We start from the raw sequence: 19003 nt of genomic DNA on the forward strand, positions 1-19003 counted from the left end.
TCCTTCGATCACGGTACGGCGCCCCAGGCTAGGCCCCTCACCTCCGGTAGAGCGCCACCGCCCAGTCCACCGGCCGGTTGGTGCTCGCGCCCCACAGTCCCATCCGCACCTTGACCTCGACCCGCTGCCCCTTCCGCACCGTGAACGCGGCGGCCCCGCCCGTCCGCGTGCCGCACCCGAGCGAGGTGCGCGACTCGGCGCCGTCGATCCAGTACTTGAACCACAGCCGGTCGCGCAGGTCGCCCGAGCAGTTCTGCTGCAGGGTGTAGCGGCCGGGGGCGACCACCGTGGCCTCGTAGGACCCGTCGGCCGGCCACGTGCCGGTGGACAGGGCGACCTGCTTGGCGCCGTCCACCCGGTCGGGCAGGGTGGCCGGCTCCGGGATGACGGGGCGGGCGGGCGGCGTCCACTCGTAGACGGCCACCCGCCAGTGAGCCGCGCCGGGCCGCTGCGGCGTGCATGGCCCGTCCGCCGTCCTGAGCACGCACGTGGCGCCCGTCGTGTCGAACGTGACCGCGACCTGACCGGTCCCGGCGGGCACCTCCAGAGGACGCAACCGCATCCCCGAGCCCGCGCACCCGAACGCCGGCGGCCCTGCCCGCCGTCCGTCCACGAACACCTCAGGCCCGGCGGCGGCACGCCCGCCACCGGCGCCGGTCGCGGGCTCGCCGCCCGCCGGATCACCGCCGTCGCACAGGACCGCCGCCTCCAGCGGACGGCCGGTGCGCGGGACCGTGAGCGTCGTCTTCGCGCCTCGCGCATCGACCGTGCCGGCCGCCAGCCGCCGGTAGGAGGTGCCGTCGGGGGAGGTGTGCCAGGCGGGCAGCTCCACCTCCGGGGTGCGGCTGACCGTGCCGGTCAGGGAGCCAGGCCGGGGCGTTTCCCTGACCGCGCCGGTGATCGCGCCCGTCGCCAGCACCGTCGCCACCGCCGCGGCCCCCGCGAGCGCCGCCGTGGCCGTGGTCCGCCGCCGCCTGACCCGCCGCACCCGCTCCCTGACCTGCTCGTGCCGGTACGGGTTCGCCGGCGCAGGGCCCTCCGCTCGCTCCCGCAGGACGTCACGCAGCTCTTCCACGCTCATCGGTGCGACTCCCTCACGATCGACTCGTCCACGCGCAGCTTGGCCAGCGCCTTGGCGGTCTGGCTCTTGACCGTGCCCTCCTGGCAGCCCAGCAGCGTGGCCACCTCGCTCACCGGCAGGTCCTCGTAGAAGCGCAGCACGATCACCGCGCGCTGCCGGGCCGGCAGGCGGCCCACCGCCCGCCACACCTCCTCACGCCCGGGACGCCCCTCGTCGTGCACCGGACGCTCCGGCAGGTCGTCGCTGGGCAGCTCCCTGCGCCAGCGGCGCCGCCACCAGGACGTGTACGTGGTCACCAGCACCCGGCGCACGTACGCCTCAGGCTCCTCGATGCCCGGCCACGCGAACCACGCCTTGGCCAGCGACTCCTGCAGCAGGTCCTCCGCGACACCCCAGTCCCTGGTCAGCAGGTACGCGGTGCGTAACAGCCGATCCGCCCGCGACACCACGAAGTCATCGAACATCGCTCTGTCTGCCACGTCGCGCCTTCCGCCGCCCTTGCCGGTCGCCGGTACTGACGCATCGTCCGCCCCGCCGGGTTGCCTCCCGGCCTAGGGGGTTTCCGCGCGCTGCACGGTGAAGGGGGCCAGCTCGCCCAGCCCGCGTACCGACAGCCGGTTCACCTCGAGCAGCCGGAAGGCGCGGTCGCCCTCCAGCTCCTCGGCGAGCTGCGGGTCGGCCAGGACGCTGCCGGGCAGGGACAATGCGGTCAGCCGGCTGGCCAGGTTGACGGTGGTGCCGAACACGTCGCCCATGCGCCAGATGACCGGCCCAGAGGCCAGCCCCACCCGCAGCTCGGGCATGTCACGGCCGCGTGCGTGCGTCTCCACCAGCCGCAGCGCGATCTCGGCCGCCACGTGCGCCTTGTCGGAGATGAACAGCACGGAGTCGCCCAGCGTCTTGACCACCCGCCCGCCGGACGAGGTCACGATGTCGGCCGAGCGCCCCTCGAACCTGTCGATCAGCCTGGCCAGCTCGGCGGCGGTGATCTGCCTGCTCAGCCGGGTGAAGGCGACCAGGTCGGCGAAGCCGACGGCCAGGCGTACGGCGCTCATGTCCTGGTCGGCCAGGCGCCCTGCCGCGGCGGCGAGCTGGCGCTGCCAGGCGTAGACGAGCAGCTTGGCGAGGTCGGGCACCACCCGCTCGGCCCGCCGCCGCCAGGCCCGCGGCCGTTCGGCCAGCGGCACCCCGGCCTGGTCGAGCACCTCGGCGCCCAGCTCGGCCTGCGATTCGGCGAGCCGCGCCGTGGCCTGGCCCAGCGCGCGGGCCGTCAGCAGCACGTGCTCCTCGTCGTAGATGCCGGAGGTGACCATGCCGAGCAGGGTCTTGAGCGCCTCGACGTCGGAGTCGGTGAACTCGACCGCGTCGTCGGGCACGTTGGGGAAGCCGAGGGCACGCCAGAAGCGCCGCGCGCGATAGACCGGCACGCCCGCCATCTCGGCGACCTGACGACTGGTGTATCGGCGCGGCTCGCGCAGAAAAGCATCTGCAACCCCGTCCCGGTCCACGCGCGCCACCTGGGCAAGATAACACCCTGTGGGCCAGATCACTCCAGCAGCGCCCGCAAGGCGCTTGTCTCGCTTTCCGCCACATAAGGCGCGTAGTAGTCGTACATCGCTTTTCTCGACAATTGGGCGGCCAGCGGGCCGTCGCCCGCCCTGATCGCGGCGATGACCTCCTCGTGGTGCCGGATGCTGCGCCGCATCAGGGCCTGCCGGTCGTCGGCGGCGTCGATGCGGGCGGCGATCTGCCGCAGCACGATCTGCCGCACCACGTCGGTGCAGATCTGGATGAGCTTGTTGCCGCTCGCCGCCACCACCGCGTCGTGGAAGGCCACGTCGGCCCGGCCGAACGCCTCGGTGTCCACCGCACCCGAACCGGTGCCCGACTCGGTGCCGGACCCGGTGCCGGCCGCGGCCCGCATCGACGCCACCGCCTCGGCCATGCCGGCGAGCTGCTCGTCGGTGCGCAGCCGCGCGGCCAGCAGGATCGCCGCGGAGTCGAGCACCATCCTGAACTGCACCAGCTCGCCCAGCGACAGCTCCTCGACCCGGGCCAGCGTGGTCATCGACTTGTGCAGCGCGGCGGGTGAGAACGGCAGCACCTCGGCGCCGTTGGGGTCGCCGGGCCGCGAGCGCACCAGGCCGCGGGCCTGCAGCACGCGCAGCGCCTCGCGCACGGTGGAGCGGCCGACCGACAGCTGCACCATCAGCTCGCGCTCGCTCGGCAGCCGCTGGCCGGGTGTCAGTGCGCCGCTCTCGATGGCCTCTTCGATCTGCTCGACGACCCGCTCGTAGGCGCGCACCGCGCGTACGGGCTCGAAGCGCGCATCACCCATGCAAGCCCCCTTGACCCGAGCCGTCGCCGACTGGCAATGTGCGTAGCCTACTGGTCAGACCAGTGCACTAGCCAGGAGGCTGTAAGACATGAGGCGAATCGGGATCTGGCTCGCCGCGGGCGGCCTCCTGCTGGCCACCGCCGCGTGCGGCGGCGGCGGTAGTGGTGACACAGGCGGGGCAGGCGGCGGCTCCAAGGCCCAGTCGTTGTCGGTCGGGTTCGTGGCCGAACCGGCCAACCTCGACTTCACCTCGACCGAGGGCGCCGCGATCCCGCAGGCGCTGCTCGTCAACGTCTACGAGGGCCTGGTCAAGCTCGACCAGAACGGCGAGATCGTGCCGCTGCTGGCCGAGAAGTGGGACGTCTCCGACGACCGCAGGACCTATACCTTCACCCTGCGCAAGGACGTGAAGTTCTCCAGCGGCGCGCCGTTCACGGCCGACGACGTGGTGTTCTCGCTCGACCGCGTCAAGAGCGACTGGAAGCTCAAGATCAAGTCGCAGCTCGACGTGATCGACGACGTCGAGAAGAAGGACGACACCACCGCGGTCGTCACGCTCAAGCGGCCGAGCAACGGCTTCCTCTACGCCATGGCCACCAGGCTCGGCGCCATGTTCAGCCGCACCGGCGTCGCCGACCTGGCCAACAAGCCCGTCGGCACCGGCCCGTACGTGCTGGGCGCCTGGCGGCGCGGCGACTCCATCAGGCTCGACGCCAACCCCTCCTACTGGGGCACCGAGCCGCCGGTCTCGTCGGTCACGCTGAAGTACTTCAAGGACGCCACGGCGATGAACAACGCGCTGCTGACCGGCGGCATCGACGTCATCTCCAGCGTGCAGGCGCCCGAGTCGCTGCAGCAGTTCGCCGACCCCAACAGGTTCGAGACGGTCGAGGGCACCACCAACGGCGAGGTGGTGCTGTCGATGAACAACGGCCGGCCGCCGTTCGACGACAAGAAGGTCAGGCAGGCCGTCCGGCACGCCATCGACCACAAGGCGCTGCTCGACACCGCCTGGGCCGGGCGCGGGCAGCTCATCGGCTCGATGGTGCCGCCCACCGACCCCTGGTACGAGGACCGCACCGGCGACTACCCGTACGACCCGGCCAAGGCCAAGCAGCTGCTGGGCGGCAAGACGTACGACGTGAAGATGCGCATCCCCAACCTGCCGTACGCGGTGAGCAGCGCGCAGGTCGTCAAGTCGCAGCTCGCGCAGGTCGGCATCACGGCCGACATCGAGCCGCTGGAGTTCCCCGCCCGCTGGCTGGACCAGGTGTTCACCAAGGGCGACTACGACTTGTCCATCATCAACCACGTCGAGCCCCGCGACATGGGCATCTTCGCCGACAAGTCGTACTACTTCCGCTACGACAACCCCGAGTTCGGCAAGCTGCTCGCCTCCGCCGACGAGGGCACCGAGCAGCAGCAGACCGACGATCTCAAGAAGGCCGCCAAGCTGCTGTCCGACGACGCCGCGGCCGACTTCCTCTTCCTCTTCCCGAACCTGATCGTGGCGAAGAAGGGCGTCACAGGGCTGCCGAAGAACGGTATCTCCGAATCCTTCGACTTCACCGCGCTCTCCCGGCAACCGTGACGCTTTACCTGCTCAAACGCCTGGCGGTGCTGGTGGCCAGCACCGCCGTGGCCGCCGTCGTGGTGTTCGCGTTCATGGCGCTGCTGCCCGGCGACCCCGCCGAGATCGCGCTGGGCGTCAACGCCACCCCCGAGGCGGTCGCCGAGCTGCGCCGCCAGTACGGCACCGACCGCCCGCCCCTCGTGCAGTTCTTCGAGTGGGCCGGCGGCCTGCTCCAGGGCGACTTCGGCACCTCCTACGTGACCAGCTCGCCCATCGGCCCGCAGATCTCCGACCGGCTCGGCGTCACCGCCGTGCTCGTGCTCGGCGGCATGCTGGTGGCGCTGGTGCTGGCGGTGCCCGCGGGCACGTTCGCCGCCGTGCACCACCGCAACCCGCTCGGCGCCGCACTCAGCGCGCTCAGCCAGCTCGGCATCGCCGTCCCGGCGTTCCTCGCGGGCATCCTGCTGGTGTTCGTGTTCGCGGTGCAGGCGCAGGCGCTGCCGTCCGGCGGTTACGTGCCGATCGCCGAGAACCCGGGGGAGTGGCTGCGCAGCCTGCTGCTGCCGTGGCTGTCGCTCGGCCTCGTCCAGGGCGCCGTGCTCACCCGGTACGTGCGCAGCGCCGTCCTCGACGTCATGCGCGAGGACTACCTGCGCACCGCCAGGGCCAAGGGCCGCGGCGCCACCGGCGCGTTGTGGCGGCACGGCCTGCGCAACGCCTCCATCCCCGTCGTCACCGTGCTCGGCCTGCAACTGGCCACGCTGCTCATCGGCGCGGTCGTCGTCGAGCGCGTCTTCGTCATCCCCGGGCTCGGCGACCTGCTGCTCAACGGCGTCGCGGGGCGCGACCTGCTGCTCGTCCAAGGCGTGGTGATGGTGCTGGTGGCCGCCGTACTGCTGATCAACTTCGTGGTGGACGTCGCCTACCACCTGCTCGACCCGAGGCTGCGATGAGAGGCCGCCTGAACGCCGGGCTGCTGGTCGGCGGCACGCTCGTCGGGCTCGTCACGCTCGCCGCGCTGGTGTCGTTCGTCTGGACCCCGCACGACCCGACTCTCGTGGACGCCGCCGGCAAGCTGCGCGAGCCGGGCGGCGGCTACCTGCTCGGCGCCGACAAGTTCGGCCGCGACACCTTCAGCCAGCTCATGGTGGGCGCCCGCACCACCCTCTACGTCGGCATCGTCGCGGTCGGCATCGCCGCCGTCCTCGGCACCCCGCTCGGCGTGATCGCCGGGATGACGCCGCGCGGCTGGCTGTCGGAGCTGATCATGCGGCTCAACGACCTCGTCTTCGCCTTCCCCGCGCTGCTGCTGGCCGTCATGCTGGGCGCCGTCTACGGGCCGGGCACGCTGACCGCGATGATCGCGATCGGGGTGGCGACCGTGCCGGCGTTCGCCCGGGTGGCCCGCGCCGCCACGCTCCAGGTCATGGTGACCGACTACGTGCTGGCCGCCAGGGCCGCGGGCCGCCGCAGGCCCGCGATCGCCGTCCGCCACGTGCTGCCCAACATCGGCTCCATGCTCATCGTGCAGGCGTCGGTGTCGTTCGCGATCGCGATCCTCGCCGAGGCGGCGCTGTCGTTCCTCGGCTTCGGGACCCGGCCGCCCACCCCGTCCTGGGGGCGCATGCTGCAGGAGTCGCAGGAGCTGCTGTTCTCCACCCCGCGCCTGGCCCTGTGGCCCGGCCTCGCCATCGCGGTCGCCGTGCTCGGCTTCAACCTGCTCGGCGACGGCCTGCGCGACTTCCTCGACCCCAAGCTCAGGAGGATCAGTGCTGAGCGTTGAGGGGCTCACCGTCTCCGCCGGCGACGTCGAGCTCGTCCACGACGTGTCGTTCGGCATCGCGCCGGGCGAGCGGGTGGGGCTGATCGGCGAGTCGGGGTCGGGCAAGTCGCTGACCGCGCTGTCGCTCATGGGCCTGCTGCCCGAGGGCGTCACCGCCGCGGGCACGGCGAGGCTCGGCGAGCACGACCTGGTGGGCGTGCCGGAGAGCCGGCTCAAGCGGCTGCGCGGGCGCGAGCTGTCCATGGTCTTCCAGGAGCCGATGACCGCGCTCAACCCGCTCATGCGGATCGGCGCCCAGGTCGCCGAGGTCATGACGCTGCACGGCCGCTCCCGCGAGGAGGCCCGCACGCGGGCGCTCGACCTGCTCGGCCGGGTACGCCTGCCCGAGCCCGCCCAGATCGCCCGCGCGTTCCCGCACCAGCTCTCCGGCGGTCAGCGCCAGCGCGTCATGCTCGCCATCGCCCTGGCCAACGACCCCGGGCTGCTCATCTGCGACGAGCCCACCACCGCGCTCGACGTCACCGTGCAGAAGCAGATGCTGGAGCTGATCGCCGAGGTCGCGCCGGCTCTGCTGTTCATCACCCACGACCTCGCCGTCGTCGCCTCGGTCTGCGACCGCGTCATCGTCATGTACGGCGGCCGCGTCGTCGAGTCGGGCCCGCTGCGCGAGGTCTTCGCCCGCCCCCGCCACCGCTACACGCAGGGCCTGCTGGCCGCCTCCAGGCTCACCCCGCGCGGCACCCGCCTGCCCACCATCGCGGGCAGCGTGCCCGCCGCCGGGCGCTTCCCGGCCGGCTGCGTGTTCAGGAACCGCTGCCCGCACGCCACCGCCACCTGCGAGACGGTGCCCGAGCTCACGGGCGACGGCCACGCGTACGCGTGCTGGCACCCCGCGGACGATTGACGGAGAACGACATGTCAGGCACCCCGCTCATCGAGGCCACCGGCCTCACCCGCGTGTACCGCCGCCCCCGCACCTCGCTCACCAAGCCGGGCGCCGAGGTGCGCGCCCTGCGCGACGTCTCCCTGACCGTGCACCGCGGCGAGCGCTTCGGCATCGTCGGCGAGTCGGGCTCCGGCAAGTCCACCCTGCTCAGGCTGCTGTGCGGGCTCGACAGGCCCACGGCGGGCAGCATCCGCTTCGACGGCCGGGAGATCACCGGCCTGCCCGAGCGGCGGCTGCGCTTCCTGCGCGAGAACCTGCAGATCGTCTTCCAGGACCCGCTCAGCTCGCTCGACCCGCGCATGCGCGTCCGCGACCTCGTCGCCGAGCCGCTCGTCGCGCTCGGCCTGCCCGCCGGCGACCGGGTGAGCGAGCTGCTCGAGGCCGTCGGGCTGAGCGCCGACGCGGCCGAGCGCTACCCGCACCAGTTCTCCGGCGGGCAGCGGCAGCGCATCGCGATCGCCCGCGCGCTCGCGCCACGGCCCGCGGTGCTCGTCGCCGACGAGCCGGTCAGCGCGCTGGACGTGTCCGTGCGCGGGCAGATACTCAACCTGCTCGCCGACCTCGCCGACGAGCTGGGGCTCACGCTCGTGTTCGTCTCCCACGACCTGTCCGTGGTGCGGCACGTGTGCGCGAGCGTGGCCGTGATGAGCAGGGGCGAGATCGTCGAGACCGGGCCCGTGGACGACGTCTGGGCCGCGCCCGCCCACCCGTACACGCGGGCGCTGCTGGAGGCCGTACCGACCCTGGAGGGATGGACATGATCGAGGTCGACGCCGACGGAGTGGTGGCGTTCACGCAGGCGCTGGTGCGCGTCCCCAGCACCAACGACCCGGCGAAGGGCCGCTCGGAGCAGCCCGCCGCCGACCTGGTCGCGGCCAAGATGCGCGAGTGGGGCTGGGACCCCGTCGTGTACGAGGCCGCGCCCGGCCGCCCCAACGTGGTCGCCGTCGTCGAGGGCGGCGGCGGTCCTGGGCCGACGCTGATGTTCGAGGGGCACACCGACGTCGTCACCGAGGGCGACCTGTCCGCGTGGACCGTCGACCCGTTCGGCGGCGAGATCCGCGACGGGAGGCTGTGGGGCCGGGGCAGCGCCGACATGAAGTCCGGCCTGGCCGCCACCCTCTACGCCACCCGCGCGCTCCAGCTCGCGGGACCGTTCCCGGGCCGGATCAAGGTGTGCGCGCTGGCCGACGAGGAGGGCCTGATGATCGGCGCGCACCACTTCGTCTCCGAGGGTCTCGCCGCCGACGTGGACGGCGCCATCGTCGCCGAGCCCGAGGCGGGCGAGATCTGCGCCGTCGCCAAGGGCGCGCTGCGGCTGCGGGTGGACCTCACCGGCAAGATGGCGCACGGCGCGATGCCGCAGCACGGCCGCAACCCCATCCAGGCCGCCGGGCCGCTGCTCGTCGGGCTGCGCGCGCTCCAGGACGAGCTGCAGGCCGCGCACCCCGCCCATGAACACCTCGGCGCGGTGTACGTCACCCCGACCGTGCTCCAGGCCGGCTCCCAGGAGCAGGTCAACGTCATCCCCGCGGTCGCCTCGGTCTTCGTGGACGTGCGGACGGTCCCCGGCGTCGAGCACAAGGACGTCGCCGACCGGGTCGCCGCGCTCGCCGCCGCCGACGGCATCACCGCCGAGGTGAGCGTGCTGGTGGACCGGCCGCCGGTGGACGTGCCCGTGACCGACCCGGTGGTCGCCGCGCTGGCCGCCGCCCACCGTACGGTGACGGGTGAGGAGCCCGTCTACGGCGGCGTGCCCGGCACCACCGACGGCACCGTGCTCACCCACTGGGGCGGCGTGCCGTCCGTCGTGTACGGCCCCGGCGGCAAGTGGATCGCCCACCAGGCCGACGAGTACGTCGAGGTCGACGACATCGTGCGCGGCACCCGCGTCTTCGCGGAGGCCGCCAGGCGCTTCCTCACCGGGGACCACTGATGCGGCCGGGGCCCGCCAACGGCCTGGCGGACGTGGCCGGGCTGCGGGCCGGGCACGCCACGCGGACCGACGACGGCCACCGCACCGGCACCACCGTCGTCCTGTGCGCGGACGAGGGGGCCGTGGCGGGGGTGGACGTGCGCGGGGCCGCGCCGGGCACACGTGAGACCGAGCTGCTCGATCCGCGCAACCTGGTCGAGCGGGTGCACGCCGTGGTGCTGACCGGCGGCAGCGCGTACGGGCTGGCGGCGGCCTGCGGAGTGGTGGACCGGCTGGCCGACGCCGGGGTGGGCTACCCGGTGGCGGGCGGCGTGGTGCCGATCGTGCCCGCGGCGGTCATCTTCGACCTCGGCAGGGGCGGCGCCTTCCGTGCCACCCCCGATGCCTCCTTCGGCGCCGCCGCCTACGACGCCGCCCTGGACGGGAACGTTCCCGGCCAGGGGAGCGTGGGCGCGGGCACCGGGGCCGTGGCGGGCGGGCTGGCCGGCGGGGTCGGCATGGCGAGCGCCGTCCTGGACGACGGCACGACCGTGGCCGCGCTCGGCGTGGTCAACGCCGCCGGATCCGTACTCGACCCGCTCGACGGCACGCTCGCCGGCGTCAGGTACGGCCTGCCCGGCGAGTTCGCCCACCTCAGAGCGCCTGATCCGGGCGAGGTGGCCGCGTGGGCTCCCGAGCGGGCGCCGTCGTTCAACACGACGATCGGCGTCGTCGCCACCGACCGCACGCTCACCAAGGCCCAGTGCGGCAAGCTCGCCGGGGTCGCCCACGACGGGCTGGCCAGGGCGATCAGGCCGGCCCACACCATGACCGACGGCGACACCGTCTTCGGCCTGGCCACCTGCGCCGCCCCCGCGCCCGGCCACGACGCCTTCCAGGACATCCTCGCGGCGGCCGCCGACGCGTTCAGCCGCGCGGTGGCCCACGCCGTCCTGTCGGCCACCGGCCGCGACGGCGCCCCCGCCTACCTCGACGTCTTCCCGAGCGCCCATGTCTGACGAGATCCCGAAGCCTGAGGAGGCGGTCATGAAGCAGGAGTGGCCCGGCGGGCTGCCCATCGGTGGCGGCTGGGCGGAGACCGCGGACACCAGTCCGGTGATCTTCCCCTACGACGGCAGCGAGGTGGCCGCCGCGCCGCTGGGCACGCCGGAACTCGCCGCGCGGGCCCTGGACGCCGCGCTCGGCGTCGCGCCGGCGATGGCGGCGCTGCCGTCGCACGCCCGCCGCGCCGCCCTGACCGGCGCCCGCGACGCGCTGCGGGACAGGCGGGAGGAGTTCGAGCGGCTGCTGGTGCTGGAGACCGGGAAACCGCTGGTGGACTGCCGGGTCGAGGTGGACAGGACGCTCGTGACGCTGGAGAGCGCCGCCGAGGAGGTCGCCCGGCTGCACGGCGAGACCGTCCCGCTCGACCTGCTGCCCTCGGGCGAGGGCCTGATCGGGTTCTGGACGCGCCGCCCCATCGGCGTCGTCGTCGGCATCACCGGCTTCAACTACCCGCTCCTCCTCGCCGCCCACAAGATCGCCCCGGCGGTCGCGGCGGGCTGCCCGGTGATCGTCAAGCCGGCCCCCGCCACCCCGCTCGCCACGCTCTGGCTGGTGCACCTGCTGCGCGAGTCCGGTCTGCCGCCCGAGGCCGTCCAGCTCGTCACCGGCGACGTCGAGGTGGGCAGGCGGCTGGTGGCGGACCGGCGGATCGGCGCCGTCTCCTTCACCGGCTCGGCCGCCGCCGGCCACGCCATCGCCCGCGCCGCCGCCCCCACCAAGGTCCTGCTGGAGCTGGGCTCGAACGCGGCGCTCGTGGTGGCCGCGGACGCCGACCTCGAGGCCGCCGCCGACGCGGTCGTCAGGGGCGGCTACTACGCCTCGGGCCAGGCGTGCATCTCCGTGCAGCGGGTGCTGGTGGAGGCGGAGGCGGCGGAGGCGTTCACCGCGCTGGTGGCCGAGCGGGTCAAGGGCGTGGAGGTCGGCGACCCGCGCCTGCCGGGCACGCGCGTGGCGCCGCTCATCGACCCGGCCGCCACCGACCGCGTCCTCGGCTGGATCGCCGCCTCCGGGGCCGAGGTGGTCACCGGCGGGCACCGCGAGGGCAGGTCCATCGCGCCGACGGTGCTCTCAGGGGTGCCCGACGGGGCCGCCGCCTGGGACGAGGAGATCTTCGGGCCCGTCGTGTGCGTGCGCCCCATGCCCTCGCTGGACGCGGCGTTCGACGCCGTCAACGCCTCGCGGTACGGCCTGCACGCCGCCGTCTACACCCGCTCCCTGGCCACGGCGTTCGCCGCCATCGAGCGCATCGAGGCCGGAGGAGTGGTGGTCAACGAGGTGCCCGGGTTCCGGGCGGACAACATGCCGTACGGGGGCGTCAAGGACTCGGGAGCGGGCCGCGAGGGCCCCCGCTTCGCCATCGAGGAGCTGACCGTCACCCGCATGGCCATCATCCGCCCCTGACCCACCCCAGAAGGGCCCGCCCCCGGCCGTGAGGGCGGGCCCGGTTCTCTCTTCAGGCGCGTCAGTTGGGTGGGTCGAAGCGGCCGTCCACGGCCGTCCAGCCGCCGTCCACGTACAGGACGGAGCCGGTGACGAAGCTGGACGCGCCGCTCGCCAGGTAGACCACCGCGCCGGCCAGCTCCTCGGGGGCGGCCCAGCGGCCGAGCGCGCTCTTGGCGGCGTACGCGTCGTACCAGGCCGGGTCGTCCTTGATCTGGCGGGTCAGCGGCGTCTCCACGACGCCGGGCGCGATGGCGTTGACCCGCACCCCGCTCGGCCCGAACTCGGCCGCCGCCGTCCGCAGCAGCTGCACCAGCCCTGCCTTCGTGGCCGAGTAGACGCCCTGGCCGGGCTCGGTGACGGAGGCGCGGATGGAGGCGAACCCGATGATCGACCCGCGGCCCCGCTCCACCATGCCCGCACCGAAGGCGCGTACGACGTCGAAGGAGGCCCGCAGGTTGAGCCCCACCACGCGGTCGAACTCCGCGCCGGAGTAGTCGAGCAGCCGCTTGCGCACGTTCGTCGCCGCGGTGAACACCAGCACGTCGGCCGGCTCCTCGGCGGCCAGCGCCCGCACCGCGTCGCCGTCCAGCACGTCGAGCAGCCGGGCGCTGCCGCCGCACCCGTCGGCGGTCTCGGTGGCGGTGGCGAGGTCGCGGTCGGCGCACACCACGTGGGCGCCGTGGGCGGCCAGCGCCAGCGCGGACTCCCTGCCGATGCCGCTCCCCGCCCCGATCACCACGGCCCGCAAACCGTCCAAGCGGAACAACGTGTCATATTTCATACGCCGACCTTAGCCCCCAGCCTGCCGCGCGCCCGCTCGGCAGGTGCCACCGCGGCCCCACTCAGGACAGGGCTCAGGACAGGGCTCAGGACAGGGAGGGGATGACGTGGTCGAGTGCCAGCGGCGGCGCGGGCGGCAGCGGCGCGGCGTTCTCGGCGCGGAACGCCTGCAGCAGGTACGCCACCAGCCGCCGCGACGCGGCCTGCGCCCGGTCACCGGCGCCGTCGGTCACGGCGCAGTTGGCCTGCAGCAGCAGGAGAAAATCGGCGAAGACGAAGTCGGCGCGCAGCCGCCCGGCGGCCTTGGCCCGGCGGATGATCTCGTCGAACCCCTGCTCGGCCCGCCGCCGCGCCCACTCGAAGTCGGCCGCCTGCGGGAACGCGGTCAGGAACGCCCCGGTGAACCCGTGGTCGGCCACCTGCATCGCGCACACCCTCTCGACCGCGCTCTGGAAGGCGTGCCACGGGTCGGGGTCGGCCAGCGCCTCCTCGACCGCCGAGGCGCACGTCGCGAGCTGGTCGGAGAACACCTCGGTGATCAGCGACTCGCGGGAGGGGAAGCGCCGGTAGAGCGTGGCGACGCCGACCCCGGCCCGCCGCGCGATGGCCGCCATCGGCACGTCGAGCCCGCGTGTGGAGAACGCCTCCCGCGCCGCGTCGAGTATGCGCTCGCGGTTGTGCTCGGCGTCGGCGCGCAGCTGCGCACGCTCGGCGATTTGAGAGGGATGACCAGGCATGTTTCTCACATTAGCCGAAGTGGAGAGCGCCGTCCGTTTCGCGGGCTAGCGTCGCGAACGTGAACATTGTGAGCGAGACGATGCGCGCGGTCCTGTTCGACCGATACGGCCCGCCCGAGGTCCTGTACGCGGGCACGCTGCCCAAGCCGGTCCCCGGCCGAGGGGAGGTCCTGGTGCGGGTGCACGCGGTCAGCGTCAACGGCGGCGAGCTGCACGGCAGGGCGGGCGAGCTGCGGCTGGTCACGGACCTGATGGGCCGGGGCTTCCCGAAGCGCATGGGGCTGGACTTCGCCGGCGAGGTCGCCGCGCTCGGCCCAGGCGCCACCGGTCCGAGGGCGGGCGACCGGGTGTGGGGCGCGCTCGGCAGGACGTTCGGCAGCCTCGCCGAGTACGTCGTCGTCCGTCCTCGCCAGATCGCCCTGGTACCGCAGGGGATCGGCCTCGTAGAGGCGGCGGCCATGCCCGTGGGCGCGGTCGCCATCACCGCCCTGCGCGACAAGGCCGGGCTCCGCCCCGGGGAGCGGCTGCTGGTGCGCGGCGGCAGTGGCGGCGTGGGCCACGTCGCCGTGCAGCTCGGCAGGGCGTACGGGGCGCACGTCACCGCCCTCGCCGGGGCCCGCACGCTGGACTTCGTCCGCGACCTCGGCGCGCACGAGGCGTACGACTACGCCACCACGACCCCGTCCGAGCTGGGCCGCTTCGACGTGGTCCTGGACACCGTCGGCACCGAGCACCCGGCTTACCGCGGGCTGCTCGCACCCGGCGGGCGCATGGTGGCGATCGCGTTCGACCTGGGCCGCGTCGTCCCGTCGCTGGCCTACATCGCCGCATCCGCCCGCCACGGCCGCGCCCGCGTGCGCGCCTTCAGCGGCCGGCCCACGACCAGGCTCCTCACCGACCTGGCCGGGCACGTGGCGAAGGGCGAGCTGCGGCCGGCCGTGGACCGGGTCTTCCCGCTGGAGGAGGCCGCCGCCGCGCACCGGGCTCTGGAGGCGGGCGGCGTGCGCGGCAAGATCGTCGTCAGCGTCGTCCAGAACCCTGTTCCGGCCCCTGACCAGCGGCGAAACCCACCCTCGGAGAAAAATTGGAGCCCCACGTGGGGCGGGGTTTGACGGGCTGTGAGGAAATGTGGTCATCTCGTGACCAATGTTTCTGATGGGATGAACCGAGATAGGTCGGGGGAAACGCTCAATGCCGCACGCCCTCCTGCGCGTGCTCGCTTCGACGACGATCGCAGGCACGGTCCTGACCGCCGTGCCACAGCCGGCCCAGGCACAGGTCCCGCTTCAGCAGGCCCCACTCCAGAAGGCCCCGCTCCAGCAGGCCCCGCTCCAGAAGGCCCCGCTCCAGAAGGCACTGTCCGCCGGTGCCAAGCCCGTACCGGCGGTCGAAGAGCCGCCGGCGGCCGTCGTCAACGTCCAGAAGCAGCCCTCGCTGGCGCTGCGACCGGCCGGCGAGCAGCGGGTGGGACCCGCCGCGCCCGAGGTGACCACGCCCGCGGGCCCCGGACTGGTCGGCCAGGTCACCTCCGGCGCCGCCGCCGTGCAGGAGCAGCAGGGGTTCGGCAAGGGGGCGCCCGACGCGGGCGACGTGCTCCCCGACACCTCGCAGGCCAAGCCGCTGGGCCTGGCCAAGCCGCTGGAGTCGGTGACCAAGGGCTTCGACGGGCTCGGCGCGCTGCTGGGCAAGGCCACGACCAAGGTGCTGCCCCAGACCTCGAAGACGGCGTCGAAAGCGGTGTCGGGGGTGACCTACCGGCTGTGCGTGGAGAGCGCCGAGGTGCCGGTGTCCTGCTCGATCAGGCAGCCCGTCGGCGTGCCCGTGGCCGCCGACGTCACCGGCGACGACAAGCCCGACCTCGTCGCCGGGCTGGTGCCCGTCGCCAACCCGGGGCAGGGCTCGGTCGGCGTCACGTTCGCCGTCAAGCGCCTCGCGGGGCAGAGCCTCAAGGCGCAGGTCTGGGCCGAGTACGACGGCAAGGTCTCGGTCGGCTTCGACGGCCTGCGCCGCGGGTCGTCGCTGTCGGCGTCCGACAAGGGCACGTTCACCGTGGACCTGGCGGGCAAGCGGGTCAAGGCCGTCGTCAAGCGCAAGGAGCCCGGCGCGTCCGCCGCGCTCGTCGCCGGGCTGACCGGCCGCGCCTCCGTGAGCCTGCGCCAGACCCCGGCCACCCCCGAGCTGACCGTGAACGCCACCCTCGGCGAACCCTCACTCGACGTCGCCGCCTCCGCCCCCGCCAGGCTCGAGGCGCTCGCCGTGAACGGCCGCCGCCTCACGCACGCCGTGCTCGACCGCATGGGCACCCGCGCCGCGGTGCGCGTGTCCGGCGGCAAGGTCAGCTTCACCAGCCCGACCACGGTGGGCCGGGCCGTGCTGGACGACCTCGTCTACCGCGACGGCCGCCTGTCACGCGTCATCCGCGCCGAGATGGACCGGCTGCCGCCCGCCTTCACCGCCCAGTACCGCTCGGCGAAGAACAAGCAGACGCTCTCCACCGCCACGGCGAAGGGCGCCTCGGGCCCGGCCAGCCTGGTCTTCTACGACCGCGCCGCCGGTCAGACCGTGATCAAGGCCGAGCTGAGCGCGCTGCCCGCCAAGGTCCGCGTGGTCAACGACATGACGGCGCACCGCGTCACGCACACCTCCAGCGCCCCCATCCGCGATCTCGGCCTGGTGCTGCAGCGCGGCGGCGGCGCGATCTCCACCCCGCGCGGCAGCCACGTCACGATGATCAAGGACGGCGCCGCCGTCGGAGTGTCGGGACGGCTGTCGGGGCTGCGCGGGTTCGACGTCACGTACGGGGCCACGCCGCACGCCCACCTCGACGCCGCGTCGGGCGGCGGGCCCTTCGTGGGCGCCGCCAGCATCGACCGCACCCACGTGGCCCGGCTCGAACTGTCCAACACGCCCGCCACCGTGGACGTGACCCTCGACCCCGCCGCCCGCAAGGCGGTCTACCGGGCCGGGGGAGTCATCGGCACGCTGCGGGCCGCGTACGCGAACCTCAAGTCGGGGCCCACCGTGGACGGCACCGTGCTCGGCGTGCGGGACGACGTGCAGGCGTCGTGGGCGCTCGGCGAGCGCTCGACGGTCAAGGTGGAGAGCTCCGGCAAGGTGCGGTCCGTACGGATTTATGCCAATAAAGCGCACGTGACGACGCCGTCCGGCGAGGACGTCCGCGCCGTCGTCGAAGGCGTGCGCAAGCGCGCCGAGCTCGTCGCCGACACCAAGGCCCACACCCTCACCTGGGACTCCGACGGACCGGTGACCAAGGTGACCGCGCTGGCCAGGGTCAAGCTCGGCAACCGGTACGCCAGGGCCGCCGCCCAGGTCACCGGCGTCCCCGCCAAGTTCGACGCCTCCTGGGACGGCGGCTCCTACCGCTTCCGCGGCGTGTCGGGCCCCGTCGGGTCGGCCGAGGTGGCCTTCACCAACCACGACCGCGCCATGTCCCCCACGGGCCCGCACCTCGCCGCCCACTACGACCAGGCCACCGGCGACCTCGACGCCAGCGTCCGCGTCACCAGGCTGAAGCAGGTCGAGCTGACCCCGGCCGCGCAGGGCTTCACCGCCGGCCTGGACGCCGGAGGCCGCACCATGACCGTGGACGCCGACATCAAGCGGGGCGACGACCGGTTCGGCCTCATCGGCACCGTCGGACCCGTGCCCGGCAGGCTCGCCGTCGCCTCCGAGGGAGGCAGGCTCACCTACACCGGCTCCCGCCTCGACGTCCGCGCCCGCGCCTGGCTCGGCAAGACCGCCGCGCTCGACCGCATGCGGGCCGCCCCCGCCGTGACCGGCGGCGTGTCGCTGGTGGACGGGGCCTGCGTCCCCGGACGTCCCGGCTGCTCGCAGGGAGCCTTCTGCGTGGCCCAGCGCGGCTGCTTCGGCCTGCAGGGCTACATCGACGTCAGCGGCCTGCCCGAGCAGGTCTCGGTGGACCTCGCCGGCAAGACGTTCGGCTTCTCCGGGTTCCGGCCCAAGAACCGCACCCTGGACGTCTACCTCGCCAGCAACGTGCTGTCGCCGGTGCCCGTCAAGGCCAGGGCCAGGCTGACCGGGCTGCCGGAGAAGATCACCGGCATGTCGCTCGGGCCCATCACGGTGGCGCAGGGCAACGCCGTGCAGGCCGCGTACCGGATCGAGCCCGCCGCCACGCTCGGCAAGCTGGACGTGCGGGCCGAGGCCGCCGGGCTGCGCGGCCACCTCGCCATCGACCCCGTGCCCGCCTCCGTCGCCTTCCAGGGCACGTACGGCGCCAAGACCCGCATCAGGGTCACCAACTCCGCGCCCGTCAAGCACCTCAGCGCCAAGGTCACGCTGCCCGGCAAGGGCACCGGCGAGCTGCGCTTCTCCGACGTGCCCGCCGTCTTCGGCGTGGACGCCGACGCCTCGGCCGCCGGGCTCAGCGTGCCGGCCGTCACCTACAAGGCGATCGGGAACGTCAACACGCTCGACGGCCGGCTCAGCGTCGAAGGCGGCCTGATCGACCCGTCGGGGCGGCTCGGCGACGTCGCCTTCGCCGTCCGCGACCTGGCCGCCGACACCACCGTCAGGCTCAACCCCGACCAGTCGGTCGACCTCGTCTCCAAGCCGGTGCCCACCGGGCGCATCAGCGTGCGCGGCGGGCTGCGCGTCGACGCCGTGCCCGCGCAGAAGCTCGCCGTGCACAAGGAGGTGCCGTCCACGGGCGGGTTCCTGACGTACCACGTCGGCGGGCGGTTCGGGGTGCGCAAGAGCTCCGTCGAGCAGGTCACGCTGAGCATCTCCCGCATGTCGTGGCTGCGGCTGCGGCCCGGCAGGATCCCGTTCGGGCTCAAGGCGCCGGCCGCGCTCGGGTACGTCGCCCCCGGCTTCGAGGGGTCGTACGGCACTCTCAAGATCGCCGCCAAGGGCGTCGACCTGCGGCCGGACGTCAAACTGGACATCAAGCTGAGCCGCAAGGTCGGCGCCGACGTCTTCCGCGAGTCCGTCCGCATCGGCCGCGCCACTTCGCTCGCCCTGCGCCGCTACGACCAGCGCATGCGGCCCGTCGGGCACAAGCAGGAGGTCAAGGCCGCCGGCATCAGCCTGGCCTGCGTGAGCGTGGACGCCAAACCCGGCTTCGCCGCCGGGGGCAGCGCCGCGAACACGATCACGCTGCGCGGCGCCGACGGGCCCCAGATGGTGTCGCTGCTGGATCCCGGCGGTCAGGTGCCCGACTACGCGGTGGACCTGCTGACGCACTTCATGAGCCCGTTCCCCGGGGCGGAGTGGAAGGTGGCCGGGCTCGACGCCGGCTCCTGCGGCTCTGACCGGCCCGCCTCCCGGACGGCCGACCGATAGGTCTCGTCCATAATGTC

16 protein-coding genes are annotated in these 19003 nt (G+C 73.6%); 10 read left to right on the forward strand and 6 right to left on the reverse strand.

All coding sequences use genetic code 11. The features are described from left to right. Nucleotides 1-37: 37 nt before the first annotated feature. From AB0K18_RS32090 to AB0K18_RS32105, 4 genes are all read right to left on the reverse strand, one after another. A complete protein-coding gene (locus tag AB0K18_RS32090) occupies nt 38-1081 on the reverse strand; it encodes a hypothetical protein (protein WP_364921770.1) in 1044 nt (347 codons plus the stop codon). Then, nucleotides 1078-1560, reverse strand: a complete 483-nt coding sequence (locus AB0K18_RS32095; RefSeq protein WP_364921773.1) for a SigE family RNA polymerase sigma factor — start codon at nt 1558-1560, stop codon at nt 1078-1080. Before AB0K18_RS32095 ends, AB0K18_RS32090 begins: the two co-directional genes overlap by 4 nt. 72 nt (nt 1561-1632) lie before the next feature. Beyond that, nucleotides 1633-2598 carry an adenylate/guanylate cyclase domain-containing protein gene (locus AB0K18_RS32100; RefSeq protein ID WP_364921775.1) on the reverse strand — a complete coding sequence of 322 codons (966 nt, stop codon included), beginning with the start codon at nt 2596-2598 and terminating at the stop codon, nt 1633-1635. A 29-nt stretch (nt 2599-2627) separates the two neighbouring features. Next, the gene (locus tag AB0K18_RS32105; RefSeq protein ID WP_364921778.1) at nt 2628-3419 is read right to left on the reverse strand and encodes a FadR/GntR family transcriptional regulator; all 792 of its coding nucleotides are present in this window, start codon (nt 3417-3419) and stop codon (nt 2628-2630) included. A gap of 88 nt (nt 3420-3507) precedes the next feature. Here AB0K18_RS32105 and AB0K18_RS32110 point away from each other — a divergent pair, with 88 nt between their 5' ends. From AB0K18_RS32110 to AB0K18_RS32145, 8 genes are read left to right on the forward strand one after another with little or no spacing between them, the layout of a single operon-like run. Further along, nucleotides 3508-5010: an ABC transporter substrate-binding protein gene (locus AB0K18_RS32110; protein ID WP_364921781.1), complete on the forward strand. Its 1503-nt coding sequence runs from the start codon at nt 3508-3510 to the stop codon at nt 5008-5010. Further along, nucleotides 5007-5945 carry an ABC transporter permease gene (locus AB0K18_RS32115; protein WP_364921783.1) on the forward strand — a complete coding sequence of 313 codons (939 nt, stop codon included), beginning with the start codon at nt 5007-5009 and terminating at the stop codon, nt 5943-5945. Before AB0K18_RS32110 ends, AB0K18_RS32115 begins: the two co-directional genes overlap by 4 nt. Next, entirely contained in the window at nt 5942-6775 is an 834-nt protein-coding gene (locus AB0K18_RS32120; RefSeq protein WP_364921786.1) for an ABC transporter permease, read from the forward strand. The genes AB0K18_RS32115 and AB0K18_RS32120 overlap by 4 nt, the downstream gene beginning before the upstream one ends. Further along, nucleotides 6762-7679 carry an ABC transporter ATP-binding protein gene (locus tag AB0K18_RS32125; RefSeq protein ID WP_364921789.1) on the forward strand — a complete coding sequence of 306 codons (918 nt, stop codon included), beginning with the start codon at nt 6762-6764 and terminating at the stop codon, nt 7677-7679. Before AB0K18_RS32120 ends, AB0K18_RS32125 begins: the two co-directional genes overlap by 14 nt. An 11-nt stretch (nt 7680-7690) precedes the next feature. Next, nucleotides 7691-8482 carry an ATP-binding cassette domain-containing protein gene (locus AB0K18_RS32130; protein WP_364921792.1) on the forward strand — a complete coding sequence of 264 codons (792 nt, stop codon included), beginning with the start codon at nt 7691-7693 and terminating at the stop codon, nt 8480-8482. Beyond that, nucleotides 8473-9657 carry a M20 family metallopeptidase gene (locus tag AB0K18_RS32135; protein ID WP_364921795.1) on the forward strand — a complete coding sequence of 395 codons (1185 nt, stop codon included), beginning with the start codon at nt 8473-8475 and terminating at the stop codon, nt 9655-9657. Before AB0K18_RS32130 ends, AB0K18_RS32135 begins: the two co-directional genes overlap by 10 nt. After that, nucleotides 9657-10655: a P1 family peptidase gene (locus AB0K18_RS32140; RefSeq protein WP_364921798.1), complete on the forward strand. Its 999-nt coding sequence runs from the start codon at nt 9657-9659 to the stop codon at nt 10653-10655. Before AB0K18_RS32135 ends, AB0K18_RS32140 begins: the two co-directional genes overlap by 1 nt. A gap of 28 nt (nt 10656-10683) precedes the next feature. Further along, nucleotides 10684-12102 (forward strand): aldehyde dehydrogenase family protein, encoded by a 1419-nt coding sequence (locus AB0K18_RS32145; protein ID WP_364921801.1) that lies wholly within the window; start codon nt 10684-10686, stop codon nt 12100-12102. A gap of 61 nt (nt 12103-12163) precedes the next feature. Here AB0K18_RS32145 and AB0K18_RS32150 read toward each other — a convergent pair whose 3' ends face one another. Together AB0K18_RS32150 and AB0K18_RS32155 are read right to left on the reverse strand one after the other, a co-directional pair. Continuing rightward, a complete protein-coding gene (locus AB0K18_RS32150; RefSeq protein ID WP_364921803.1) occupies nt 12164-12925 on the reverse strand; it encodes an SDR family oxidoreductase in 762 nt (253 codons plus the stop codon). Between the two features lie 85 nt (nt 12926-13010). After that, nucleotides 13011-13661, reverse strand: a complete 651-nt coding sequence (locus AB0K18_RS32155; protein ID WP_364921806.1) for a helix-turn-helix domain-containing protein — start codon at nt 13659-13661, stop codon at nt 13011-13013. A gap of 80 nt (nt 13662-13741) precedes the next feature. On the opposite strand from AB0K18_RS32155, the gene AB0K18_RS32160 reads away from it, so the two are divergent. Further along, nucleotides 13742-14773: an NAD(P)-dependent alcohol dehydrogenase gene (locus AB0K18_RS32160; protein ID WP_364922096.1), complete on the forward strand. Its 1032-nt coding sequence runs from the start codon at nt 13742-13744 to the stop codon at nt 14771-14773. A gap of 79 nt (nt 14774-14852) precedes the next feature. Continuing rightward, the gene (locus tag AB0K18_RS32165; protein ID WP_364921809.1) at nt 14853-18986 is read left to right on the forward strand and encodes a hypothetical protein; all 4134 of its coding nucleotides are present in this window, start codon (nt 14853-14855) and stop codon (nt 18984-18986) included. Nucleotides 18987-19003: the final 17 nt, after the last annotated feature.

Origin of the sequence: Nonomuraea sp. NPDC049421 (assembly GCF_040677005.1) — a bacterium.
GTDB classification, from domain to species: Bacteria; Actinomycetota; Actinomycetes; order Streptosporangiales; family Streptosporangiaceae; genus Nonomuraea; species Nonomuraea salmonea.

Bases quoted from the DNA above. Each gene is read 5' to 3' on its own strand.
- AB0K18_RS32165 (WP_364921809.1), top strand. From the start codon at position 14,853: ATGCCGCACGCCCTCCTGCGCGTGCTCGCTTCGACGACGATCGCAGGC.
- AB0K18_RS32150 (WP_364921803.1), bottom strand. From the start codon at position 12,925: ATGAAATATGACACGTTGTTCCGCTTGGACGGTTTGCGGGCCGTGGTG.
- AB0K18_RS32130 (WP_364921792.1), top strand. From the start codon at position 7,691: ATGTCAGGCACCCCGCTCATCGAGGCCACCGGCCTCACCCGCGTGTAC.
- AB0K18_RS32155 (WP_364921806.1), bottom strand. From the start codon at position 13,661: ATGCCTGGTCATCCCTCTCAAATCGCCGAGCGTGCGCAGCTGCGCGCC.
- AB0K18_RS32090 (WP_364921770.1), bottom strand. From the start codon at position 1,081: ATGAGCGTGGAAGAGCTGCGTGACGTCCTGCGGGAGCGAGCGGAGGGC.
- AB0K18_RS32140 (WP_364921798.1), top strand. From the start codon at position 9,657: ATGCGGCCGGGGCCCGCCAACGGCCTGGCGGACGTGGCCGGGCTGCGG.
- AB0K18_RS32145 (WP_364921801.1), top strand. From the start codon at position 10,684: ATGAAGCAGGAGTGGCCCGGCGGGCTGCCCATCGGTGGCGGCTGGGCG.
- AB0K18_RS32105 (WP_364921778.1), bottom strand. From the start codon at position 3,419: ATGGGTGATGCGCGCTTCGAGCCCGTACGCGCGGTGCGCGCCTACGAG.
- AB0K18_RS32120 (WP_364921786.1), top strand. From the start codon at position 5,942: ATGAGAGGCCGCCTGAACGCCGGGCTGCTGGTCGGCGGCACGCTCGTC.
- AB0K18_RS32135 (WP_364921795.1), top strand. From the start codon at position 8,473: ATGGACATGATCGAGGTCGACGCCGACGGAGTGGTGGCGTTCACGCAG.
- AB0K18_RS32160 (WP_364922096.1), top strand. From the start codon at position 13,742: ATGCGCGCGGTCCTGTTCGACCGATACGGCCCGCCCGAGGTCCTGTAC.
- AB0K18_RS32110 (WP_364921781.1), top strand. From the start codon at position 3,508: ATGAGGCGAATCGGGATCTGGCTCGCCGCGGGCGGCCTCCTGCTGGCC.